12 protein-coding genes are annotated in these 23,548 nt (G+C 75.7%); 3 read left to right on the top strand and 9 right to left on the bottom strand.

The features are described from left to right. Positions 1-26: 26 nt before the first annotated feature. The 6 genes from ACFVXG_RS14955 to ACFVXG_RS14930 all read right to left on the bottom strand — a co-directional run bounded on the left by ACFVXG_RS14955 (position 27) and on the right by ACFVXG_RS14930 (position 16,929). The gene (locus tag ACFVXG_RS14955) at positions 27-10,253 is read right to left on the bottom strand and encodes an amino acid adenylation domain-containing protein (RefSeq protein WP_387927583.1); all 10,227 of its coding nucleotides are present in this window, start codon (positions 10,251-10,253) and stop codon (positions 27-29) included. Positions 10,254-10,516: 263 nt separating this feature from the next. After that, a complete protein-coding gene (locus tag ACFVXG_RS14950; protein ID WP_387927581.1) occupies positions 10,517-11,839 on the bottom strand; it encodes a serine hydrolase domain-containing protein in 1,323 nt (440 codons plus the stop codon). A 131-nt stretch (positions 11,840-11,970) separates the two neighbouring features. Then, positions 11,971-13,365, bottom strand: a complete 1,395-nt coding sequence (locus ACFVXG_RS14945; protein WP_387927579.1) for a sensor histidine kinase — start codon at positions 13,363-13,365, stop codon at positions 11,971-11,973. A 22-nt stretch (positions 13,366-13,387) separates the two neighbouring features. Next, positions 13,388-14,062, bottom strand: coding sequence for a response regulator (locus ACFVXG_RS14940; protein ID WP_387927578.1), 675 nt, complete (start codon positions 14,060-14,062; stop codon positions 13,388-13,390). 135 nt (positions 14,063-14,197) lie between these two features. Further along, complete coding sequence (locus ACFVXG_RS14935) at positions 14,198-16,183, bottom strand: FtsX-like permease family protein (RefSeq protein ID WP_387927576.1); 1,986 nt, start codon at positions 16,181-16,183, stop codon at positions 14,198-14,200. Next, positions 16,183-16,929, bottom strand: coding sequence for an ABC transporter ATP-binding protein (locus ACFVXG_RS14930; protein ID WP_387927574.1), 747 nt, complete (start codon positions 16,927-16,929; stop codon positions 16,183-16,185). The genes ACFVXG_RS14935 and ACFVXG_RS14930 overlap by 1 nt, the downstream gene beginning before the upstream one ends. A gap of 174 nt (positions 16,930-17,103) precedes the next feature. On the opposite strand from ACFVXG_RS14930, the gene ACFVXG_RS14925 reads away from it, so the two are divergent. Continuing rightward, positions 17,104-18,381 (top strand): sensor histidine kinase, encoded by a 1,278-nt coding sequence (locus ACFVXG_RS14925; RefSeq protein ID WP_387927572.1) that lies wholly within the window; start codon positions 17,104-17,106, stop codon positions 18,379-18,381. Then, complete coding sequence (locus ACFVXG_RS14920) at positions 18,369-19,037, top strand: response regulator (protein WP_387927571.1); 669 nt, start codon at positions 18,369-18,371, stop codon at positions 19,035-19,037. Before ACFVXG_RS14925 ends, ACFVXG_RS14920 begins: the two co-directional genes overlap by 13 nt. A 2-nt stretch (positions 19,038-19,039) precedes the next feature. Here ACFVXG_RS14920 and ACFVXG_RS14915 read toward each other — a convergent pair whose 3' ends face one another. The 3 genes from ACFVXG_RS14915 to ACFVXG_RS14905 are packed head-to-tail and all read right to left on the bottom strand — an operon-like array spanning position 19,040 to position 22,425. Then, the gene (locus ACFVXG_RS14915; protein ID WP_387927569.1) at positions 19,040-20,200 is read right to left on the bottom strand and encodes a glycosyltransferase family 4 protein; all 1,161 of its coding nucleotides are present in this window, start codon (positions 20,198-20,200) and stop codon (positions 19,040-19,042) included. A gap of 57 nt (positions 20,201-20,257) precedes the next feature. Further along, complete coding sequence (locus ACFVXG_RS14910) at positions 20,258-21,085, bottom strand: FkbM family methyltransferase (protein WP_387927568.1); 828 nt, start codon at positions 21,083-21,085, stop codon at positions 20,258-20,260. Beyond that, positions 21,082-22,425, bottom strand: a complete 1,344-nt coding sequence (locus ACFVXG_RS14905; protein WP_387927566.1) for a hypothetical protein — start codon at positions 22,423-22,425, stop codon at positions 21,082-21,084. The genes ACFVXG_RS14910 and ACFVXG_RS14905 overlap by 4 nt, the downstream gene beginning before the upstream one ends. A 217-nt stretch (positions 22,426-22,642) precedes the next feature. Here ACFVXG_RS14905 and ACFVXG_RS14900 point away from each other — a divergent pair, with 217 nt between their 5' ends. Further along, the gene (locus tag ACFVXG_RS14900; RefSeq protein ID WP_387927848.1) at positions 22,643-23,545 is read left to right on the top strand and encodes a Gfo/Idh/MocA family protein; all 903 of its coding nucleotides are present in this window, start codon (positions 22,643-22,645) and stop codon (positions 23,543-23,545) included. Positions 23,546-23,548: the final 3 nt, after the last annotated feature.

Raw genomic sequence — 23,548 nt, 5'->3', positions numbered from 1 at the left:
CGTACGGGGAAGGGTGTGCAGGGGGTTCAGGACTGCGCCGCGGCGGCTTCCAGCTCGGCCAGTACCAGGTCCTCGACGGCCGTCGCCGTCCCGGCGACCGTGGGCCGCTCGAACAGGGCGCGCGGCGAGAGCCCGGTGCCGAACAGGGAGTTGATCCGGGAGACGGCGCGCAGCGACAGCAGGGAGTCGCCGCCGAGGGTGAAGAAGTCGTCCTCCACGCCGACCCTCGGCACGCCCAGCAGCTCCCGCCAGATGTCGGCGATCAGCTGCTCGGTGGCGGTGCGCGGGGCCTGGTGCCCGGTGCCCGAGCCGATCCGGTCGGCCGGGGCGGGCAGGGCCCGCCGGTCGACCTTGCCGTTGGCGGTCAGCGGCAGGGCGGGCAGCGGGACGAAGGCGGCGGGGAGCATGTGGCCGGGCAGGGTGGCCGCCAGGTGGGCCCGCAGCGCGGCGGCGTCGGGCAGCGCGGTATCCGGCCGGGTGGCGTCGGGCACCAGGTAGCCGACCAGCACGGTGCGCCCGTCCTCGGTCCACGGCACGACGGCGGCGTCGCCGACCGCCGGGTGGGTCACCAGGGCGGCCTCGACCTCCCCGGTCTCGATCCGGAAGCCGCGGATCTTGACCTGCCCGTCGCCGCGGCCGAGGAAGTCCAGCACCCCGTCCGCCCGCCAGGCGACCAGGTCCCCGGAGCGGTACATCCGCCCGCCGGGGGCGCCGTACGGGTCGGCGACGAAGCGCTCGGCGGTCAGGCCCGGGCGGCCGTGGTAGCCGCGGGCCAGCCCGGGGCCGGCGATGTACAGCTCGCCGGATACGCCGACCGGCGCCGGGGCGAGGGTGTCGGTGAGCACGTACACCCGGGTGTTGGCGATCGGGGCGCCCAGCGGCACCGGGCCCGGTGCCGCGCCCGCGGTCAGGTCGTGGGTGGTGGTGAAGGTGGTCGCCTCGGTCGGTCCGTACCCGTTGGTCAGCCGCAGCCCGGGGTGGGCGGCCAGCACCCGGGCGCAGTGCTCGGGGGAGAGCCGGTCGCCGCCGGCGATCAGCTGCCGCAGCTCGGCGAAGGCGTCCGGCCGCTCGTCCACGACCTGGTGGAACAGGCCCGCGGTGAGCCACAGGTGGGTGACCTGCTGCTCCTTCAGGAAGGCGCCGAGTTCGGCCGGGGTGGGCAGCTGCGGCGGGTGGACGGCCAGCCGGGCGCCGCGCAGCAGCGCCGCCCACACCTCCAGGGTGGAGGCGTCGAAGGAGAGCGAGGCGAACTGGGCGACGGTGCTGTCCGGGCCGATGTCCGTGAAGGTGGTGCCGTGCACCAGCCGGACCACGGCCCGGTGGGTGGTGAGCACGCCCTTGGGGCGGCCGGTGGAGCCGGAGGTGTAGATGACGTACGCGAGCGAGTCCGGCGCCGGGGCGGCCGCGGGGGCGGTGGCCGGGCGGGCGGCGATCAGCGCCTCCTCCCGGTCCAGGTCGACCAGCCGGGCGGTGGTGGCGGGCAGCCGCCCGCGCAGCCGCTCCTCGGTGACCAGCAGCCGCATCCCGGTGTCCTCGATCATGTACCCGAGCCGGTCGGCCGGGTAGTCCGGGTCGAGCGGCACGTACGCGGCCCCGGCCTTGAGGACGGCCAGCAGGGCGGTGATCGCCCGCGGGCCGCGCTCCAGGCAGACGCCGACCAACTGCTCCGGCCCGGCGCCGAGTTCGGCCAGGTGGCCGGCCAGCCGGTCGGCCCGCTCGGCCAGCTCCCGGTAGGTCAGCCGGTGGGCCCGGTCCCCGTCCCGGTAGCTGAGCGCGACGCGGTCGGGGTGGGCCGCGACGGCGACGTCGAACAGGGCGGGCAGGGCGACGTCCGGCAGCTCCCGGGCGGTGTCGTTCCAGGTCTCCAGGGTGAGTTCGGCCTCGTCGGCGGCGAGCATCGACAGGTCGGCGAGCCGGGCGCCGTCCGGGGCGTCGGCGATCCCGGCGAGCAGCGCGTCCAGCCGGTCGGCCAGCCGGGCGACGGTCGGTCCGTCGTACAGCGCGGTGTCGTAGGCGAGGGTGTAGGCCAGGCCGTCGGCGCCGTAGGCGATCAGGTTGAGCGGGTAGTGGGCGGCGATGGTGCCGTCCAGCTCGCGCACGCGCAGTCCGTGCGCCCGGGCCGCCCGGTCGTCCGCCGGGTAGTTCTCGAAGACCATCAGGGTGCGGAACAGGGCGGTGCTGCGCGGGAGTTCGCTCCAGCCCTGGATCTGCGGCAGCGCGGCGTACTCGTACTGGCGGTCCTCGACCTGGCGGCGCTGGAGGTCGGCCAGCCACGCGGTGACCGGCGCGGACTCCTCGACCCGGGCCCGCACCGGCAGGGTGTTGATCAGCATGCCGACCATCGCGTCGGCGCCGGGCAGGTCGGTGGGGCGGCCGGAGACGGTGGTGCCGAAGACGACGTCCCGCTCACCGGCGTGGCGGGCCAGCAGCAGCGCCCAGGCGCCCTGGAGCACCGTGTTGACGGTGAGCCGGTGGCGGCGGGCGAAGTCGTGCAGCCGTTCGGCGGCCGGCCCGGGCAGTCGGCGGGCCAGCGCCCCGTCGGCGCCGGCGCCCTGGCCGACGGCGGTGCGGCGCAGGGCCGGCAGCGGGGTGGGCGCCGGGAAGCCGGCCAGCGCCTCGCGCCAGTAGGCCTCGGCGGCGCCGTGGTCCTGCCGCTCCAGCCAGGCGACGTACTCGCGGAACGGCCGGTGGTCGGGCAGTTCGGGCTCCCGGCCGGCGGCCAGCGCCGCGTGGGCGTCGTAGGTGCGGGCCAGCAGGGTGAAGGTGGACCAGCCGTCGAGCAGCACGTGGTGGAAGGCGCAGACCACCCGGACCGAGTCGGCCGACAGCCGGACCAGCGTCAGCCGCATCAGCGGGGCGGCGGTGAGGTCCAGCGGCTCGGCGCGGTCCTCGGCCAGCAGCCGCTGCTCGGCGGCCCGCTGCTCGGCGGGGGTCAGCTCGCGCCAGTCGAGGTGGGTGACGGGCAGCTCGGCGTGCCGGGCGACCACCATCAGCGGGCGTTCGAGGTCCTGCCAGACCGCCCGGGCGCGCAGCACGTCGAACCGGCCGGCCACCGACTGCCAGGCGCGGGCCAGCAGTTCGGGGTCGCGCACGCCGTCGAGGACGAAGCTCAGCTGCTCGGAGTAGGCGCTCGGCTCGGTCAGGCTGTGGAACAGCATGCCGCTCTGCACCGGGGTGAGTGGGTGGACGTCCTCGACGTCGCGGCCGTGGCCGACGATCCGGTCCAGCGCGGCCTGGTCGAGCCGGGCGAGCGGGAAGTCGGAGGGCGTGGCACCGCCGCTGCCGGGCTGCAGGCAGTGCTCCACCAGCTCGCCGAGCGCGGCCAGGAAGGCCTCCGCCAGCCGCCGGACCTCCGGGGCGGGGTGGACGGCGGGGGAGTGGATCCAGTCGATCCGCAGCTCCCCGCCGGCGACCTCGGCGACGATGTCGATCAGGTGCGGGCGGTGCTCGTCCGGGGCCTGGTCGGCGCCGGGCGCGGCCAGCCGGGCGCGCACCAGGCCGCTCCCGCTGGTGCTGGCGTCCCACTGGCCGAGGTAGTTGAAGCTGATCTGCGGCTGGGCGGCGTCCGCCAGCGCGGTGTGCGCCGGGCTGCCGGGCTCGGAGAGGTGGCGCAGCGCGCCGTGGCCCAGCCCGTGGCCCGGGACGGCGCGCAGCTGCTCCTTGAGCGACTTGAGCGCCTCGCCCCAGCCGCCGGCCGGCACGTCCAGGGTGACGGGGTGGATGGTGGTGAACCAGCCGACGGTGCGGGACAGGTCGAGGTCGGCGAACAGCTCCTCGCGGCCGTGCCCCTCCAGGGCGACCGTCACCGGGGCGCCGGCCCAGTCCCGCAGGACCCGGCCGAGCGCGGTGAGCAGCACGTCGTTGATCCGGGTGCGGTAGGCGGCGGGGACGCGCTGGAGCAGCGCCTCGGTCTCGGCCCGGCCGAGCCGCACGCTGACGGTCCGGGCCGCGCCGAAGGTGTTCGGCTGCCGCTGCCCGGCGCCGCCCGGCAGCGGGTGCACCGCGGCGCCGGCCCGCTGCCAGTGCGGGAGTTCACGGTCCAGGCCACCGGTGCGGACGTGCTCGGAGAGCCGCTGCGACCACTGCTGGAAGCTGCTGGACTTGGCGCCGAGGTCGACCGGGCGGCCCGCGTCGAGCTGCCGGTAGGCGGTCTCGAGGTCCTGGAGCAGGATCCGCCAGGACACCCCGTCCATCGCCAGGTGGTGGACGGTCAGGAAGAGCCGGGGCGGGCGGGAGCCGCCGAGCCGCAGGAAGACGGCCCGGACCAGGGTGCCCTCGGCCAGGTCGAGGCCGCTCTGGGCGGCGAGCGCCGTCCGGTGCACGGCGGCGTCCTGCTCCTCGGCGGGCAGGGCGGAGAGGTCGCGGACGGCGAGCCGCCCGGTGTGCCAGCGGGTCTCGCCGTACTCCTGCACCCAGTCGCGGCCGGTGCGGGTGTAGCGCAGCCGCAGGGCGTCGTGGTGGTCGACGACCGCGCCGAGGGCGCGGTCCAGCAGCACGGTGTCCGTCCCGGGGGCGAGTTCGAGCTGGACGGACATGGTGAAGTGGCCCGGGGCGACGGTGTGTTCGGCGAGGAACCAGCGCTGGACCGGGGTCAGCGGGACGACCCCCGCCACCTCGGCCGGGGCGGCGGCGGGCGCGTCGTCCACCCGCCCGGCGACGGCGGCCAGTGCGGCCACGCTCTGGTGGGTGAAGATCAGCTTGGAGGTCAGCAGCAGGCCGGCCCGGCGGGCCCGGGAGACGACCTGGATGGAGAGGATGGAGTCCCCGCCCAGGTCGAAGAAGTTGTCGTGGACGCCGACCCGTTCGACGCCCAGCACCTGGGACCAGACGTCGGCGAGGAGCTCCTCGACGGCGTCCCGGGGCGCGGTGTACCGGGCCTGGTCGCGCCCGGCCCGCAGGTCGGGCTCGGGCAGGGCGCGGCGGTCCACCTTGCCGCTGGGGGTGAGCGGCAGCCGGTCCAGCGGCACGAACAGCGCGGGGACCATGTAGTCCGGCAGCGAGCCCGTCAGGTGGGCGCGCAGCTCGCCGGCCGGGAGGCCGCGGTCGGCGACCAGGTAGGCGACCAGGCGCTTGCGCCCGGCCTCGTCCTGGTGGACCACCACGGCGGAGTCCCGGACCGCCGGGTGGCGGCCCAACGCGCTCTCGATCTCGCCGAGTTCGATCCGGAAGCCGCGGATCTTGACCTGGTCGTCGGCCCGGCCGAGGTACTCGAGGGCGCTGTCCGGGCGGCGGCGGGCCACGTCGCCGGTGCGGTACATCCGCTCGCCGGGGGCGCCGTACGGGTTGGCGGTGAAGCGCTCGGCGGTCAGGCCGGGGCGCCGGTGGTAGCCGCGGGCCAGGTGCGGCCCGGCGAGGTACAGCTCGCCGGGGACGCCGACCGGCACCGGCTGGAGCTGGGCGTCGAGCAGCAGCACCCGGGTGCCGGTCAGCGGGGTGCCGATCGGCGGTACCGCGTCGCCGGAGAGCGGGCCGCTCATGGTGGCCACCACGGTGCCCTCGGTGGGGCCGTACGCGTTGACCATCCGCCGGCCGGCCGACCAGCGGGCCACCAGGTCGCCGGTGCTGGCCTCGCCGCCGACCGCCAGGGCGCGCAGCCCGTCCAGGCCGTCCGGGCTCAGGGTGGCCACCGCGGACGGCGCCAGCAGGGCGTGGCTGATCCGCCGCTCGCGCAGGAAGTCCTGCAGCGCCTCGCCGACGATCGGGCCGTGCGGGGGCAGCACCAGGGCGGCGCCGGTCGGCAGGGCCATCAGGAACTCCATGACGGCGCCGTCGAAGGAGGACGAGGCGAACTGCAGCACCCGGCTGTCCGGGGTGACGTCCAGCCGCTCGGCGAGTGCGGCGGCCAGCCCGGCGATGCCGGAGTGCGGCACCAGTACGCCCTTGGGGGTGCCGGTGGAGCCGGAGGTGTAGATCATGTACGCCAGGTCGGCGGGGCGCAGTTCGACGGCCGGGGCGCCGGTGGGCCGGGCGGCGATCGGCCCGGCCTGCGCGGCCAGGTCGACCAGGACCGCCCCGGTGGCGGGCAGTTCGGCGAGCAGCTCGGTGCGGGTGACGACGATCCCGGCGCCGGAGTCGCGGAGCATGAAGTCCAGCCGGTCGGCCGGGTAGTTGGGGTCCAGCGGCAGGTAGGCGGCGCCCGCCTTCATGATGCCGAGCAGGCCGACCAGGAGTTCGTTGCCGCGCTCCAGGCAGAGGCCGACGATCCGGCCCGGTCCGGCTCCCGCCGCGACCAGGTGGTGGGCGAGCCGGTCGGCGCGCTCGTCCAACTCCCGGTAGCTGAGCGTGCCGTGCCCGTCCTCGACGGCGGGCGCGTGCGGGCGGCGGCGCGCCTGCTCCTCGACCAGCCGGGGGAAGGCCAGGAACGGCGGCTGCTCCTCGGTCCGCGCGGCCGGCAGCAGTTCGCGCCGCTCGGCCTCGGTCAGCATCGGCAGGGTGGCCAGCGCCCGGCGGGGCTCGGCGGCGGCGGCCGCCGCCAGGGTGGTGAGGTGGCCGGCCAGGCGGACCACGGTCGCCCGGTCGAACAGCGCGGTGCTGTAGCCGATCCGGGCGGTGAGCCCGCCGTCGGCCTCGAAGAACTCGACGGTCAGGTCGAAGGGCGCGGCCTCGCGGTGCACCGGGTGGTCGGTGACGGTGACGCCGGGCAGCCGCAGGGCGTCCTCCGGGGCGTTCTGCAGCACCACCATGGCCTGGACCAGCGGGGTGCGGCTGGCGTCGCGCTCGGGGTGGACGGCCTCGACCAGCCGCTCGAACGGCACCTCCTCGTGGGCGAAGGCCTCCAGCACGGTCTCCTTGACGCCGGCCAGGAACGCCGTGAAGGACTGCTCCGGCTCGACCCGCGAGCGCAGCACGACGGTGTTCACCAGGAAGCCGACCAGGCCCTCCAGGTCGGCGCGGTTGCGGCCGGAGGAGGCGGTGCCGACCGCGATGTCCTGCTGGCCGCAGTAGCGGGCCAGCACGGCCTTGACCACGGCGGTCAGCACCATGAACAGGGTGGCGGACTGCTCGCGGGCCAGTCCGCGCAGCGCCGCGGCGGTCTCGTCGGGGAGGCGGAAGGAGTGCGTCGCGCCGGCCGAGGAGCGCACCGGCGGGCGGGGCCGGTCGGTGGGCAGCTCCAGCGGGGTGACGCCGGCCAGCTGCTCGCGCCACCAGTCCAGATGGTGGTCGAGCAGCGCGCCGTCGGCCAGCCGGCCGCGCTGCCACTGGGCGAAGTCCGGGTACTGGACGGGCAGTTCGCCGAGCCGGGCGGCGCGCCCGGCCGCCCGTGCGGCGTACAGCTCGCCCAGCTCGCGGCGGACCACGCCCATCGACCAGCCGTCGGTGACGATGTGGTGCATGCCGAGCACGCAGACGTGCTCCTCGGCGGCCAGCCGCACCAGCAGGACCCGCACCGCCGGGCCGGTGCGCAGGTCGTAGGCCCGGGAGGTCTCGGCGCCGACCAGCTCGGCCAGCCGCTCCTCGCGCAGCGCGTCCGGGGTGCCGCTCAGGTCGGCGGTGCGCCAGTGCGGCGGCAGTTCGGGATGGACGACCTGGACGCCGTGGCCGTCGATCACCCCGAAGGTGGTGCGCAGCGACTCGTGCCGTCGCACCAGGTCGGCCACCGCCGCGCGCAGCGCCGCCTGGTCGAGCGGGCCGGCCAGCCGCAGCCCGAGGGCGGTGTGGTACTCGGTGCTGCCCGGGTCGAACTCCGCCAGGAACCACAGCCGTTGCTGGCCGAAGGACATCGGCAGCGCGCCGTCCCGGGGCACCGCGGGGATCGGCTGCTCGGCGACGGAGTCGGCGGGCGCCACGGCGGCGGCGAGCAGGGCGACGGTGGGGGCGTCGAACAGGATGCGCGGGGGCAGCTTGATCCCGAGCGCGGCCCGCAGCCGGGAGACGGCCCGGACGGAGAGGATCGAGTTGCCGCCCAGCTCGAAGAAGTCGTCGTGCACCCCGACGGCCTCGACCCCGAGGACGTCCGACCAGACGTCGGCGATGGTCGCCTCGACGGCCGTGCGCGGGGGCGCCGCGGCGGCCTCGGCGCCCGCGCGCAGCGTGCCCGGGTCGGGCAGCGCCCGGCGGTCGACCTTGCCGTTGGGGGTGAGCGGCAGGGTGTCGAGCACCAGGACGGCGGAGGGCACCAGGTGCGCGGGCAGCCCGGCGGCGAGGTGGGCGCGCAGCGCCTCCGGGTCGGGGCGCCGCCCCTCGGCGGGGGAGACGTAGCCGACCAGGTTGGTGTTGTGGGTGAGGACGGCGGCCTGGGCGACGTCGGGGTGCAGGGCCAGGGCGCTCTCGATCTCGCCGAGTTCGATCCGGAAGCCGCGGATCTTGACCTGGTCGTCGGCGCGCCCGAGGTACTCCAGGGCGCCGTCGGGGCGGCGGCGGGCGATGTCGCCGGAGCGGTACATCCGCTCGCCGGGGGCGCCGTACGGGTTGGCGACGAAGCGCTCGGCGGTCAGGCCCGGGCGGCCGTGGTAGCCGCGGGCCAGGCCGACACCGGCCAGGTACAGCTCGCCGCGCACCCCGACCGGGACCGGCCGCAGCGCCTCGTCCAGCAGGTGGACCTGGAAGTTGGCGATCGGCGTGCCGATCGGGGGCACCGTCGCGCCGCTCAGCGGGGCGCTCATGGTGGCGCAGACGGTGGTCTCGGTGGGGCCGTACGCGTTGACCATCCGGCGGCCCGCCGACCAGCGGGCCACCAGGTCGGCGGTGCTGGCCTCGCCGGCCACGACCAGGGTGGCGCCCTCGGGCAGGCCCCGGCCCTCGGGCAGCACGGCGACGGTGGCCGGGGTGAGGGTCGCGTGGGTGACGCCGTGCTCGGCGGCCCAGGAGGCCAGCGGCTCGCCGGGGGCGAGGGTCTCCTTGCTGCCCATGACGAGCGTCGCGCCGGTCAGCAGGCCCATGCTGACCTCCCAGTACGCCGCGTCGAAGCTCGCGGAGGCGAACTGCAGGACCCGCGAGCCCGGGGTCACGTCGAAGGCCTCGGCCTGGACGGCGGCCAGGTTGCCGATCCCGGCGTGCGGGACGAGCACGCCCTTGGGGCGGCCGGTGGAGCCCGAGGTGTAGATGGCGTACGCGAGGTCCTGCGGCCGGAGCGCGACCTCGGGGGCGGTGGCGGGCCGGGCGGCGATCGCGGCCCGGTCGGCGGTCAGGTCGACCAGGACGGCGTCGGTGGCGGACAGCCGCTCGCGCAGGCCGCGCTGGGTGAGGACGAGCCGGGCGCCGGAGTCCTGGAGCATGTAGGCGAGCCGGTCGGCGGGGTAGGCCGGGTCGAGCGGCAGGTAGGCGGCGCCGGCCTTCATGATGCCGAGCAGTCCGGCCGCCATCGCGGCGCCGCGCTCCACGCACAGGCCGACCAACTGGCCGCGCCCGGCACCGAGTTCGAGCAGGTGGTGGGCGATCCGGTTGGCCCGCTCGTCGAGTTCGCGGTAGCCGACCCGCTCCCGTTCGTCGATCACGGCGAGGGCGTCGGGCTGGGCGGCGGCCCAGGTGGCGAACAGCTCGGGGAAGCTGCCGGTGGGCACCGCGCGGGCGGTGTCGTTCCAGGCCCGGACGGCCCGCTCGGCCTGGTCGGGGGAGAGCAGCGGGAGCGCGGGCAGCGGCTGCCGCGGGTCGGCGCCGGCCCCGGCGAGCAGGACGGCCAGCTGGTCGGCGAGCCGGGCCGCGGTGTCGGGCTCGAACAGGGCGGTGGCGTACCGGATCCTGATCCGCCGCTCGGCGGCGAGCAGCTCGACGGACAGGTCGAGCGGGTCGAACGCCCGGTGCTGCTCGGGGAGTTCGTCGGTGAGCGCGACCACGGCCTGGACGAAGGGGGTGGTGCTGGTGTCCTGCCGCGGGGCCAGCGCCTCGACCAGCCCGGCGATCGGGACGCCGTCGTGGGCGAGGGCCTGGTCGAGGCCCTCGGCGGTGCGGCGCAGCAGCGCGTCGAAGCCGGCGGCGGGGTCGACGGCGGTGCGCAGCACGAGGGTGTGCCCGGTGCGGGGGGAGACCGTGCCGAGCGCGATGTCCTCCTGGCCGGAGTGGCGCACCAGCACCGCGGCCACGGCCGCCGCGAGCACCGCCGTCGGGGTGGTGTCGTGGGCCCGGGCGAGGGCGGTCAGCGCGGCCGCGGCGTCGGCGGGCAGCGCGCGTTCGCAGCTCGCGCCGGCGGCGGAGCGAACCACCGGGCGCGGCCGGTCCGTTGGCAGTTCCAGCGGGGCCACACCCGCCAGCCGCTCCCGCCAGTAGGCCAGGTGGTGGGGGACTGCCCGGTTGACCGACATGTCGGCGCGAGCCACGGTGGTACCTCCAGAAAGGCCGGCGTCAGCACGGGGGCATGCCGAGGGGAGCCCTGCTGACGGGCCGGCGACGGGGAGAACGGGGAACGGGGGGAGGGGGGAAGGGGGGACGGGCACGGGGGGACGGGCGGTCCTGCCGCGGGACGGCGCGCTGGACGGCGCGCGGGCACGGACCGGGGCGCCGCAAGGGCGCGGGTGACGGGGGTGGGGGGTGTGGTGCGGGGTGCGGTGGGGCCCTGCGGGGTGGGGGCGGTGCGGGAGGGTCAGGCGGCGGTGCGCCGGGCGGAGCGACCGCCGAGCTGCAGCACCACGGCCTCGCCGGTCACCGGGTCGGTGACGAACCGGCCGGTGTAGGCGGCCTCCCGGGCGTCCAGGCGGCGGGCGGTGAAGACCGACTGGCCGTGCAGCGCCATCTCGGCGACCAGGCCGGTGCCGTCGGACAGCCGCAGGCCGGTGGGGTGGCGGCGCACGGAGAAGGAGGTGTCGCCGTTGCGGTAGTCGCCGACCAGGCGCTCGGCCGCCAGGGGCTGGGCGGGGTCGGGCAGCCGGGGGCGGTAGTCGCCGACCGCCGGGCCGAGCCCGGGCAGCCCGCCCACCAGGTCGGCCCAGAGCAGGGTGCCGGTGGTGGCGTTGGTGGTGAGGGCGAGCGCGGTGCCGCTGGCGGGGTGGAAGCGCAGGTGGGCGGTGCCGCCGTCGACGGTGCCGTCGTGGCCGAGCCAGACGCCGTCCGGGGAGTCGTAGCGGGCCAGGCCGAGGCCCCAGCCGTCGGCCATGCCGAAGGCGTCGGCGCCCGGCGCCTGGCGGGCGACTTCGGCCCGCAGCTCGGCGGGGAGCAGCACCTCGGCGTCCGGGTGGTCGCCCAGGTGGAGCCGGGCGAAGCGGACCAGGTCGTCCGCGCCGGCGGCGAGGCCGCTGGCGGGCGCCCAGCTGTGCGGCAGGAACAGGCCCACCGGGTGCGCCGAGCCGTCGCCGGGGCGGACGGTGTGGCAGGTGGCCAGGGTCCGGGAGCGGTCGGCGGAATCGCCGGGCAGCAGCGGGTCGATTCCGAGCGGGCGGAGCAGGAAATTCTCCAGGGCCGCCCGCCACTTCATATCCGTGACGTATTCGATGACCCGGCCGAGCAGGTTGTAGCCGGTGTTCGAGTAGGAGAAGCAGGTGCCGGGCGCATTCAGCAGTCCGGTGTTCGCGACGCTGGCCGCGTACCGGATCAGTGAGGCGTCCTCGTGGTTGTCGAGTTCGTGGTCGGCGACCAGTGCGGCGGTGTGGCTGAGTACCTGCCGAATTGTCACGGAGTCCATCCCGGCGGCCGCCGGGGCGCTCAACTCCGGGACGTACTCGGCGATCCGGTCGTCGAGGTCGATATCCCCGTCGGCGGCCAGTTGGGCGACGACGGTGGCGGTGAAGGCCTTGGTGACGGAACCGAGCGCGAAGGCCGTTTCCGGGGTGACCGGATCGGCGGTGCCGGCCCGGGTGACGCCGGTGACGGCGGATCTGGTCCGGCCGTCGTGATGGACGGTCAGCTGGGCTCCGGGGACCGCGTGATCGCGGGCCGCTTCGGCCAGCCGAACGGTGAGGTGCGCATCCATGTTTCCCCCTTCATCGAGTGCACCTGGGTACGGGTAGCCGCACCATGGATGGTGCGGCTACCCGCACCATCCATCCTCGATCAGATGTTCAAGGAAGGGCAAGATCTTTCCCTGTGGGGAAAAGGCGCAGGTCAGACGGGAGTCACGGACCAGGGCAGGGTGGCCCGTACGGTGGTGGGCCCGCCCGGCGGGCTGCTGACGTCCAGTCGGCCGTTGATCGCGGCGGCCCGGTCCTCCAGGCCGCGCAGGCCGGTGCCCTCGGCGGGGCTGGCGCCGCCGACACCGTCGTCCGTGACCGAGACCACCAGCCGGTCGTCGCCCTGTTCGAGTGCGATGTGGATGGCCGTGGCGCCCGCGTACTTGGCGGTATTGGCGAGGCATTCCGCGATGACGTAATAGGCGGTCGACTCCACCCGGACGTCCGGCCGGCGGTCCAGTGTGCTGGAAATCGAGACGGGTACGTGAAAGCGTTCCGTCAATGCCGTCACGGCGGCGTCCAGACCGCGGTCGCTCAGTATCGGAGGCTGGATTCCGCGGACCAGGTCGCGGATTTCCTCGATGGCCTTCGAGACTTCCTGGTGCGCCTCGCCGACGACCGCCGCCAGGTATTCCGCGTCGTCGCCGCGGCGCAATCGGGCGTGCGAGAGGTGCATCAGCAATGCGGCCAGCCGGGCCTGGGCGCCGTCGTGCAGGTCGCGTTCCACCCGGCGGAAATCGGCGTCGTTCACCCGCAGCGCCGCGACCCGCTGGCGTTCCGCGGCGGCCTCCCGCCGCCGGGTCTCGGTCTGCTCGATCCGGCCGAGCACCCGGCGCACCATCCGGGCGCGCAGCCGGCCCAGCCAGAGCAGCAGGCCCAGCAGCAGCACGAAGACCAGCACCGAGCAGGCCGCGACCAGCAGCCGGGTGACGGCGCCGTCCACCACCACGTTGTTGCCGGGGCCGAAGGCCAGCTGGTCCGGCGGGCCGATCGGCAGGGCCACCACGAAGGCCACCACCGGGACGGCCAGCGCGGCCAGCGGCGCCAGCCAGACCGCGCCGAGCAGCAGCAGGCCCAGGTAGCCGATGTCGTCCCAGGTCGCCTCCGGCGGGCGGCGCCGCTCCCGGCGCAGGCCGATGGCGCGCAGCACCGGCTCCCGGGGGCCGTCCACGCCGTGGACGAAGCGGGCCAGCAGCTGCTCCAGCTCGGCGACGGCCCGCAGCAGCGGCAGGCTGAACGAGATGCCGTCGCGCAGGAACGCCAGCCGGGCGGGCACGTCCCGCAGGTGCTCGCGCCAGGTGCGGCTCGGCCGGGCGGGCGGACCGCCCCCGGCGGCGGCCGGCCCGGGGCGGGCCACCCGCCGGAACGCCGCGGTGAGCGCCCGGACGCAGAGCACCACCAGCATCGGCAGGCCGACCAGCAGCAGCCAGGACAGCACCCGCAGGAGCAGCGAGAGGACGACCAGCGGCGCCAGCAGCAGGCCCACCAGGCTGCCGACGGAGAGGTAGATGAGGCCGGCGGCGGCCCGGTACGGGGTCGGCAGCTTCACGTGCGGCGGGGACACAGCGGCGTCAGCGGTTCTCGTCCGCGGTCAGCCGGTCGATGCCGCGCAGATAGTCCAGGACGGCCAGCACCCGCCGGTGGCTCTCCCCGGAATTCGGAATGCGCAGCTTTCCCAGGATCGCCGTGACGTGTTTCTCCACGGCCCGCTCGGAGATGTTCAACCGGTTGACGATCCCCATGTTCGTCAGACCGGTCGACATGAGTTCCAGCACCTGGTGCTCGCGCGGCGTCAGCAATTCCGCGGCGCGCTTCTCGCGCGGGCTCCCGACGAATTGCCGGAAGAGGTCCGGATCGAGGACGGTCTCGCCCTTCCCGACCCGCTGGAGGGCCTCCAGGAATTCCGCGAAATCGCCGATCCGCTGCTTCAGGAGATATCCGGTGCCGCCCCGGGCGTTGCGTACCAACTGCTGCGCGTAGGTGTGCTCCACGTACTGGGACAGCAGCAGCACGGCCGGTCCGCCGTCCAGCCGCTGGATGTCCACGGCCGCCCGGATGCCCTCGTCGGTGTGGGTGGGAGGCATCCGGACGTCCATGATGACGACGTGCGGACAGGTCTCCTTGACGACATCGAGGACATTCACGGCATCGGCCAGCGAAGCCACCACCTCTATTCCCTCATCCGCCAGCAGCCTCGCCATTCCGGCCCGTAGGAGAGCGGAATCCTCCGCGATCGCGACGCGCATGGCGACTCCTGAATAGTGGGTCCACGCCGGGTGGCGAGCACAAACCTTGAATGATGAACATAAACGTGACCGCTCATCAGTTGGGCTTCAGCATAGGCACGGCGGACCGACTGACGCTACGCCCGTCCGCCCCCGCTACTGCCGGGCCCCGGCAGTTCCCGCACTCACCCGCCGCAACAGGTGCCCGGTGGCGGCGAGGCTCACCGTCACGCTCATCAGCAGACAGGCCGCGAACAGCGTGCCGAGGAACTGCCAGGGCACGCTCAGCGGCGTCGAGCCGCCGAACACCCGCAGCGCCCCGCGGAAGGCGTGCACCCCGAGCGTCACCACGCCCGCCGCCACCGCCGCCCCGACCAGCGTGGTGGACACCGACTCCCACAGCGCCATCCGCCGCACCTGCCCGCTGCTCACCCCGAGCATCCGCATCGCCGTGACCTCCCGGCCCCGGCGGCTGTACGACATCACCAGGGTGCTGCCCACCGCGATCAGCGCGTACAGGCAGCCGGGCACCGTCAGCACCAGCAGCACCAGGCGGTTGAGCCGCTCCTGGTCGGTGCTGTGGTGGTCGAACCAGGTCGCGCTCGGCACCACCCGCACCTGGTCCGGCCCCAGCGCCGCGGTCAGCGCGTCCGCCGCCGCCCCGGGCGAGCCGGCCGCCGCGGGCGTCAGCAGCACGCTCGCCCGCTCCGGCGCGGCCGCCCCCGACGCCGCGGCGCCCGGCAGCAGCAGGTGCGGCACAGCCGAACCGCCCTCCAGCACCGCGGCGACCCGGGCCGTGACCGGACGCCCGCCGAACAGCCCGTAGCTGACGGTGCTCCCGGCGTGGAAGCCGTACCAGGACGCGAACTCCGCGGACACCGCGACGGTGTCCGGCGCGAGCGGCGCCAGCGCGCCCTCGGTCGCCGAGATCCGGTGCGTCCGGGACAGCTCGACCGGGTCCAGCACCGCCGCCTGCTCCTTCCAGGCCGTGGTCGGCCCGGCCACCGCGACGTCCAGCGCGGCCGGCGCCGACACCGCCGCCACCCGCGGGTCCGAGCGCAGCGCGGCCAGCTGCCGCGCGCCCAACCCGCCGGGCCCGACCGGCTCGACCACCAGCTGGGCGGCCGTCCGCGCCCGGTCGTCCGCCGCGCTGGCCGCCCCGGCCGTGGACAGCACCGTGGTGAACACCCCGACGATCGCGACGATCGCCAGCACCGGCCCCACCAGCGCGGCCGTCCGGCGCCGCGCCGTGCGCACCGACTCCGCCGCCAGCCGGCCCGCCACCGGGTCGGTCAGCCGCAGCGGCAGCGACAGCAGCCGCAGCACCGGCGGCAGATACAGCGGCCCCAGCAGCGAGGCGGCCACGGCCAGCGCCATGGTGCCGAACAGCGCCAGCGGGGTGGCCGCCTCCTCACCGGCCCCGGAGGTCAGCGCCACCATCGCGCCGCCGCCCACCAGCGCCAGCACCCCGGCCACCGCCCGCCCGGCCGTCATCGACCGGGAGTCCAGGTCGGCCTCGCGCAGCGCCTCCACCGGCCGGGCCCGCGCCGCGCGCTTGGAGGCGGCCACCATGCCGAGGAAGGCCAGCAGCAGCCCGGTGCCCGCCGCGAACACCAGCGGCCAGAACAGCGGCCCCGGCCGCAACTCCACCGGCGACAGGCCGGTGCCGTTCAGCGCCCGCACGGTGGCGGGCGCCGCCACGGCCGCCAGCACGCAGCCGACCGCGGCGGCGGGCACCGCCACCACCAGGGACTCGCCCAGCACCATCCGGCGCACCTGCGGCCCGCCCGCGCCGACCAGTCGCAGCAGCCCCATGTCCCGCCGCCGCAGCGCGATCCCGAAGGCGCAGGTGCCCGCCACCACGAAGACCGTCACGAAGCCCGACACCACGCCGCCCATGGCCAGCACGCTCTGCACCCCGCCCAGGTCGGCCTGCCCGGTGGTGACGGTGTGGGCGCCGCCGGCCTGGTCGGTGAGCGTCACCGACGCCGTACCGGCGGCCGACACCGTCGGCACCGCCCAGGTGGCCGCCAGCGCCGAGGCCGAGACCCCGACCAGGCCGACGCCCAGCGCCAGCGCCACGAACGTCCCCGCGAACAACGCCCAGTAGTGGCGCACCGATTGCACCGACACCCGCCACATCACTGCTCCCAGACGCTCAGTTGGTGGGCGACCGCCTCGGCGGTCGGCTGGTCCAGCCGGCCGACGATCCGCCCGTCCGACAGGAACACCACCCGGTCGGCACAGGCCGCCGCGGCCGGGTCGTGGGTCACCATCGCGATCGTCCGGCCCTCGTGGTCGACCGCGTCCCGCAGCAGCTGCATCACCTGACGGCCGTTGCGCCGGTCGAGCGAGCCGGTCGGCTCGTCGGCGAAGATGATCTCGGGCTCGGCCGCCAGGGTCCGGGCGATCGCCACCCGCTGCTGCTGGCCGCCGGACAACTGGGCCGGCCGGCGGTCCGCCTGGCCCTCCAGGCCCACCATGCGCAGGGCCTCGACCACGTCGGCCCGCCGGACCTTGCGGCCCTGCAGCCGCAGCGGCAGCGCCACGTTCTCGAAGGCCGTGAGCATCGGCAGCAGGTTGAACTGCTGGAAGACGAAACCGATCCGGCTGCGCCGGGCCTCGGTCAGCTGCCGCTCGTCGCAGGCCGCCAGGTCGGTGTCGCCGAGCAGCACCTTGCCGCCCTCCGGACGGTCCAGCCCGGCCGCGCAGTTGAGCAGGGTGGTCTTGCCGGAGCCGGACGGGCCCATCACGGCGGTCAGGGCGCGCTGCGGGAAGCCCAGGCTGACCTCGCGCAGCACCGGGACGGGCCCGGCGGCGCTCGGGTAGCTCTTGGTGACGCCGACCAGGTTGACCGCCGGCAGCTGGATGTCGGTGAGCAGTGACATGCCCCCAGTCCAACAGAGCGGGGGAGCGGGCGCAGTGGGTCTGCGAGGAGTCCTCGGGGTCTGGTTTTCCCTACCATCGCCGCTCCGCCGCGGTTCTCTGCGGCCCAGCGCCCGTCGGACACGCACTAGGCTCGGGGCCCGAGGTTCGTACGCGTGCGGGGAGGGTGGAGCGCCATGACGGTTGCCGTGTGGGAGGCCGTGCGGCGGCGGCCGCTGGGCTTCCTGTGGTCCGCCTGGCCGCTGCGCACCTGGGCCTTCCTGCTGACCGGCACCGTCCAGGGCGCCGTCTCGCTGGTGGTGCTGGCCGTGCTGCTGTTCGTCGGCGTCGGGCTGTCCGTGGTCGGGATCGGGCTGGTGGTGCTGACCGGCGTCGCCGTGCTCGGGGTGCCGCTGGCGGTGCTGGAGCGGCGCCGGCTGCTGCTGGTCGAGCCGGTGCCGCTGCCCGACCCGCACGGTTCGCTGCCCGGGGTCGGGGCGGCGGTCTGGCTGCGCAGCAGGCTCAAGGAGCGGGCGACCTGGCGCGAGCTGGCGTACGTGCTGATCCAGGCCGTGCTGTTCACCGCCAGCGGCATCGGCTTCGTCGCGCTGCTCGGGCTCTCGCTGATGCTGCTCTCGGCGCCGGTGTTCGTGTGGGCGGTCAGCCCGGACACCGTGATGCTGTGGCCCGGCCGGCCGATCACGAACCCGCTCGGGGCCCTGCCCGGCAGCGCGGTCGGGCTGCTCGGGCTGGTGCTCTCCTCCTACGCCGGGGCGCTGCTGGCCGGGGCGCAGGTGCGGACGGCGCAGTTCCTGCTCGCGGTGCGGGACGAGGACCTCGGCAGCCGGGTCATCGAACTCACCCGCTCCCGCGCCCGGTTGGTGGACGCCTTCGAGGCCGAGCGGAGCCGGATCGAGCGCGACCTGCACGACGGCGCCCAGCAGCAGCTGGTCGCCCTGAGCATGACCCTGGGCCTGGCCGAGCTGGAGCTGCGCGGGCAGCACCCGGCCGCCGCCGAACTGGTCACCCGGGCCCGCGGCGAGGCCAAGCAGGCCCTGGAGCAGCTGCGCACCCTGGTGCGCGGGATCCACCCGCAGGTGCTGACCGACCACGGGCTGCCCGCGGCGGTCGCCGAACTGGCGCTGCGCAACCCGATCCCGGTCACCGTCGACATCGACCTGCCGCACCGGCTGCCCGGCCCGGTGGAGACCGCCGCCTACTTCACCATCACCGAGGCGCTGACCAACGCCTCCAAGCACAGCGGCGCGGACGAGGTCGCGGTCGCGGCCCACCTCAAGGGCGAGAAGCTGGTGCTGCTCGTCACCGACAACGGCCACGGCGGGGCCGATCCCGCCGCCGGCGCCGGCCTCCAGGGGCTGGCCGACCGGGTGGCCATCCTGAGAGGACGACTCATCGTGACCAGCCCGGTCGGAGGACCGACCCAACTGCGCGTGGAGGTCCCGTGCTCCGTGTAGTGCTCGCCGAGGACGCCGTACTGCTGCGGGCCGGCCTGGTGGAGCTGCTCGGGCGGGTCGGCCACGAGGTGGTCGCCGCGGTCGGCGACGCCGGGGAACTGGCCCGTGCGGTGGACACCGAGCGGCCCGACATCGTGATCACCGACGTGCGGATGCCGCCGGACTTCCGGGACGAGGGGCTCAAGGCCGCCGTCGAACTGCGCTCCCGGCACCGGGGGTTGCCCGTCCTGGTGCTCTCCCAGTACGTGGCGACGGCCTACGCGACCCAGCTGTTCAGCAACGACTCCTCCACCGACGGCGGCCTGGGCTACCTGCTCAAGGACCGGGTCGGCGAGGTCACCGACTTCATCGACGCGCTGGAACGGGTGGCGGGCGGGCAGACCGTACTGGACCCGGAGGTGGTCCGGGTGCTGCTCCAACAGCGCACCGCCGACCAGCCGTTGAAGCGCCTCACCCCGCGCGAGCGGGAGGTGCTGGGGCTGATGGCGGAGGGCCTCAACAACCAGTCGATCGCCCAGCGGCTGACCGTCACCGAGGCCTCGGTGGTCAAGCACTCCAGCAACATCTTCATGAAGCTGGACCTCGACCCGGTGGAGGGCAACCGGCGGGTGCTGGCGGTGCTGGCCTACCTGCGCGGCGGGGGCGCCCGACCGTAGGGTCAGTCCCCTGGCGGGACGGTCACCGAGCGCAGCTCCACCCCGGGGGTGAGCAGCCGGGTGAGCTGCTCCGCCGAGGCGTCCCAGGACCACTGCTCCGCGACCCACTCCCGGCCCCGCCGCCCGAACTCCCGGGCCCGGTCCGGGTCCAGCAGGACGGCCGCGACGGCGTCGGCCACGGCCGACACGTCCCGGCCGTCCACCACGCTCCCGGTCCGCCCGTCCAGCACCGTGTCCGGCGCGCCGCCGGAGTCGCCGACCACCACGGGCAGGCCGCTGGCGGCCGCCTCCAGGAAGACGATGCCCAGGCCCTCCGCCTCCAGGCCGGCCTTCCTGGTCCGGCACGGCATGGCGAAGACGTCCGCCGCCGCGTAGTACCAGGCCGTCGACGCGTGGTCCTGGCCGCCGGCGAACACCACGGCCCCCGGGGCGAGTTCGCTCGCCAGCCGGCGCAGCCGCGGCTCGTCCGGGCCCTGCCCGACGATCACCAGGACGGCGTTCGGGACCTGGCGGCGGATCAGCGGCAGCGCCCGGATCAGGGCGTCCTGGCCCTTGCGGGGCACCAGCCGGGACACGCAGAGGATCACCTCGGCGTCGCCGAGGCCGTGCTGCTCTCGGATCACCCGGCCGTGCTCCGCCGAGGGCCGGAACGCCCCGGCGTCCACGCCGGGCACGAGCCGCACCATCCGGGCCCGCGGGCCCAGCGCGGGGGCGATCCGGCGGCGGGTGTACTCGCCGAGGTAGGTGACGACGTCCACGTGGTTGCCTATCCGGCGCAGCAGCCGGCGGGCCAGCGGGGCGCGGGCCCACCAGATCTCGTGGCCGTGGGTGGTGGCGACGGTCCGCTCGATCCCGCCGCGGCGCAGCGCGGGCGCCATCGCGGCCAGCGGGGCGGCGGCCCCGAACCAGACCCGGTCGCAGCCGTGGGCACGGGCGATCTCCACGGCCCGGCGGGTCACCCGGGCGGTGGGAAGCAGGGTGCGGCTCGGGTCGCGGACCACCGGGAAGGGCAGGGTGGCGTCGTAGGCGGCGTCACCCGGCTCGCTGGAGGTGTAGACGACCACGTCGTCGTCCGGCACGCGCACCGCCATCGCGTGCACGAAGGTCTCGATGCCGCCCTGCCGGGGCGGGAAGTCGTTGGTGACGATCAGCGTGGTGCCCATGGGTGTCGGTGCCTCGCTTCCGTGAGGGGTGGCGGGAGGGGTGGCGTTGAGGGGCGGTCAGACGGTGAAGAGGTAGTTCCGGCAGTCGTCGCCGACCTCCGGGACGGGGACCCAGCGGCCGCGCCACCAGCGGTGCGGCCGGTAGCCGTACTGCTCCAGGTGCTCCACGACGTCCGCGGCCCGCGCGCCGTACTTGGCCAGGTGCCGGTCCTCGATCTCCAGCAGCAGCGCCGGCCGGTGGCGGCGCAGGGTGGCGGCTCCGCCGCGGAGCAGGGCCAGTTCGGCGCCCTCGACATCGGCCTTGATGAACGAGACCTCGGTGAGGTGCAGTTCGTCGGCGAGCCGGTCGAGGGTGGCGACCCGGGTGGCCACCTGGACCGAGGTGCTGAACTCGGCGTTCGGCCCGGGACCGTCGGCGCCGTCGGTGAGGTACGTCCGGCCGTGCACTGGGAGCCCGCGCCGCTTGGGCAGGCTGAGCGTTCCGCGCCCGGCCTCGGCGCCGAGGGCGAGCCGGTGCACGGCGACGTTGCGGGTGCCGAGCAGCCGGGAGGCGGTGCGCAGCCAGCGGGACGGGCCGGGCAGCGGCTCCACGCTGTGCACCCGCCCGGCCGGGCCGACCAGGGCGGACAGCACCCAGGTGTAGAGGCCGTACTCGGCGCCGATGTCGAGGCAGGTGGCGCCGGGGGCGACGACCTGGCGCAGCCCGGCGACCTCGTCCTCGACGAAGGACAACCGCCCGCCAGCCCGGCGCAGCGCGCCGGCGACGGCCGTGGCGCGGATGCCCGTGGACCGGGTGGCGACGGGGCGGGTGCGGGCCCCGGGGGCGGGGTGCGGCCGGTCGGTGGGGTCGAGCGGGGCCGTGGCGTCCAGCGGCTGGAGGCTCATCGGACACCTCCTTCCTGGGAGGAACGGGTGGTGGTCGGTTCGGCGCCGCCCTGACGCACCGGAACCGGAATGGGGGCCGGCACCGGACCCGCCGGGCGCGGCGCGGGCATGACGCGGGCCCAGAGCGCCAGCACGGCCGGCAGTGCGAGGTAGCCGAAGCGGCCGGCCGGCGCCAGCAGGAAGGCCGCGCCCAGCCCGAGGGCCAGCCGGTCGGCGGCGGCGACCAGGTCGCGCGGCGGCCGGCGCACCAGCGAGACGGCGACGCCCAGGCCGCCGAGCAGCAGCAGGGCGACCGCCGCGCACCAGCCGGCCGTGCCGAGGTCGGCGAGCAGCTTGCCCGGCAGCGGACTGGCGGCCTCGGTGCGCAGCCCGCCGCGGCCGAGCGGGAAGGCCAGCACCTGGTCGACCATCGGCCCGGGGGCGAGCACCGCGGCCGGCAGCACCAGGGCGGCGGTGCCCACCAGCGCCGTGCCGAGGCAGCGGCCCGCGGCCCGCCGCCCGGCCGTGGCGGCGAGCAGGGCGACGGCGACGGCCACCGCGGGCCAGGCCGTCCACTTCATGGCGCAGGCCGCGGCCAGCACCAGCCCGGTGGCGGCCGGGCGGCCCACCGCGGCCAGCGCGAGGGCCAGGCAGAGCAGTCCGGTCAGCGGGAGGTCGACGCCGCTGACCGCGAGCGGCAGCGCCACCACCGGCGAGGCGACCAGGGCCGCCAGGGCCTGCCCGGCCGGTACCGCGCCCCAGCGCCGCCCGTCGTCCGGCCCGGTGTCCGGCCCGCCGTCCGGTCCGGCCGCCGCCCCGGTGTCCGGCGCGGCGGCGCGCAGCAGCCGGTGGGCGAGCCACAGCCCGCCGAGGAGCACGGCCGCGCACCAGACCCGGGGGTCCCCGGCCAGCCGGGCCGGCAGGCCGTCGGCGCCGAGCAGCGCGCGCGGCACGCCCAGCAGCGCCATCGCCGGCAGGTAGGGCGTCACCTCGCCCACCGTGCGCGGGTCGTCGAGGTACGGGGACACCTGGTGGACCAGCAGCGAGCCGGACCGCTCGATCACCCCGACCTCGCTCTGCGCCGCCCCGGAGTGCACCAGGAGCAGCAGCGGCAGGACGACCGCACCGGAGAGCGCGAGGGCGGTCGACCCGGTCCGCGGGTCCCGCCGGGAGGGCAGCAGGACGGTGACCGCCGCGGCGAGGTAGCCGACCGCGGCGACCGTCCCCCAGGTCCGGTGCGGGCCGAGGGAGGAGACGAGGGGGAACGCGGCGGCCCAGGCGGCGGATGCGAGCCATCCGGCGCACCAGTACCACCTGTGCCCGTCGGCTCCCGGGGCCCGGTGGGCCTGGTGAGTGAGCACCCCACCATTCCAGCCGCCGCCGGTCGGTGACGTCATGACAGCCAGGTCGAGAACCGGTGGTCGGGTTTCCCCTACCATCCGTGCGCCGGAAGGCCGTTGGGCGCCGGCCCGGGATCGTGCCCGAACCGTCCGGGGCGGAGCGCGTAGGGTGGCGGGAACCATGACCGGCCGCACCCCTGGAGCCCCCATGACCTCGACCGTCGTCCCCGCCGGCCCGCTGCCGGTCGGGGTGATCGGCCTCGGCGACATCGCGCAGAAGGCCTACCTGCCGGTGCTCACCGCGCTGCCCGGACTGGACCTGCGGCTGATGACCCGGGACCGGGCCAAGCTGGACCGGCTGGGGGAGACCCACCGGATCGACGCCGGGCGGCGGTTCACCGACCTCGGGGCGCTGATCGACAGCGGCATCCGGGCCGCCTTCGTGCACGCGGCCACCGACCAGCACGTGCCGATCGTCGAGCGGCTGCTCGGCGCCGGGGTGGACGTGTACGTGGACAAGCCGCTCGACTACACCGTGGACGGCTCCCGCCGGCTGGTCGACCTCGCCGACCGGACCGGCCGTTCGCTGATGGTCGGCTTCAACCGGCGCCACGCGCCCGGGTACGTCCAGGCCCTGGAGCGCCCGCGCGACCTGATCGTGCTGCAGAAGAACCGCGAGGGCCTCGCCGAGGCCGCCCGGACGCTGGTCTTCGACGACTTCGTGCACGTGGTGGACACCCTGCGGTTCCTGGTACCCGGCGAGATCGAGCACGTGGACGTCCGGGCCCGCAAGGACCGGGCGGGCCTGGTCGAGCACGTGGTGCTGACGCTCGGCGGGGAGGGGTTCACCGCGCTCGGCATCATGAACCGGCTCTCCGGCTCGACCGAGGAGGTGCTGGAGGTCTCCGGCGGCGACTCCAAGCGCGAGGTGCGCAACCTCGCCGAGGTGATCGACCACCGCGGCCAGCCGACCGTCCGGCGGCGCGGCGACTGGGTGCCGGTGGCCCGCCAGCGCGGGATCGAGCAGTGCGTGCTGGGCTTCCTGGACGCCGTCCGGGCCGGGAAGACCCTGGACGCCCATGACGCGCTGCGCACCCACGAGCTGTGCGAGCTGATCGTGGAACGGATCGGGGAAGCCTGACGG

The organism is Kitasatospora sp. NPDC058162, from assembly GCF_042884005.1.
GTDB lineage: Bacteria > Actinomycetota > Actinomycetes > Streptomycetales > Streptomycetaceae > Kitasatospora.
This window is presented reverse-complemented; position numbering and strand designations above follow the sequence as displayed.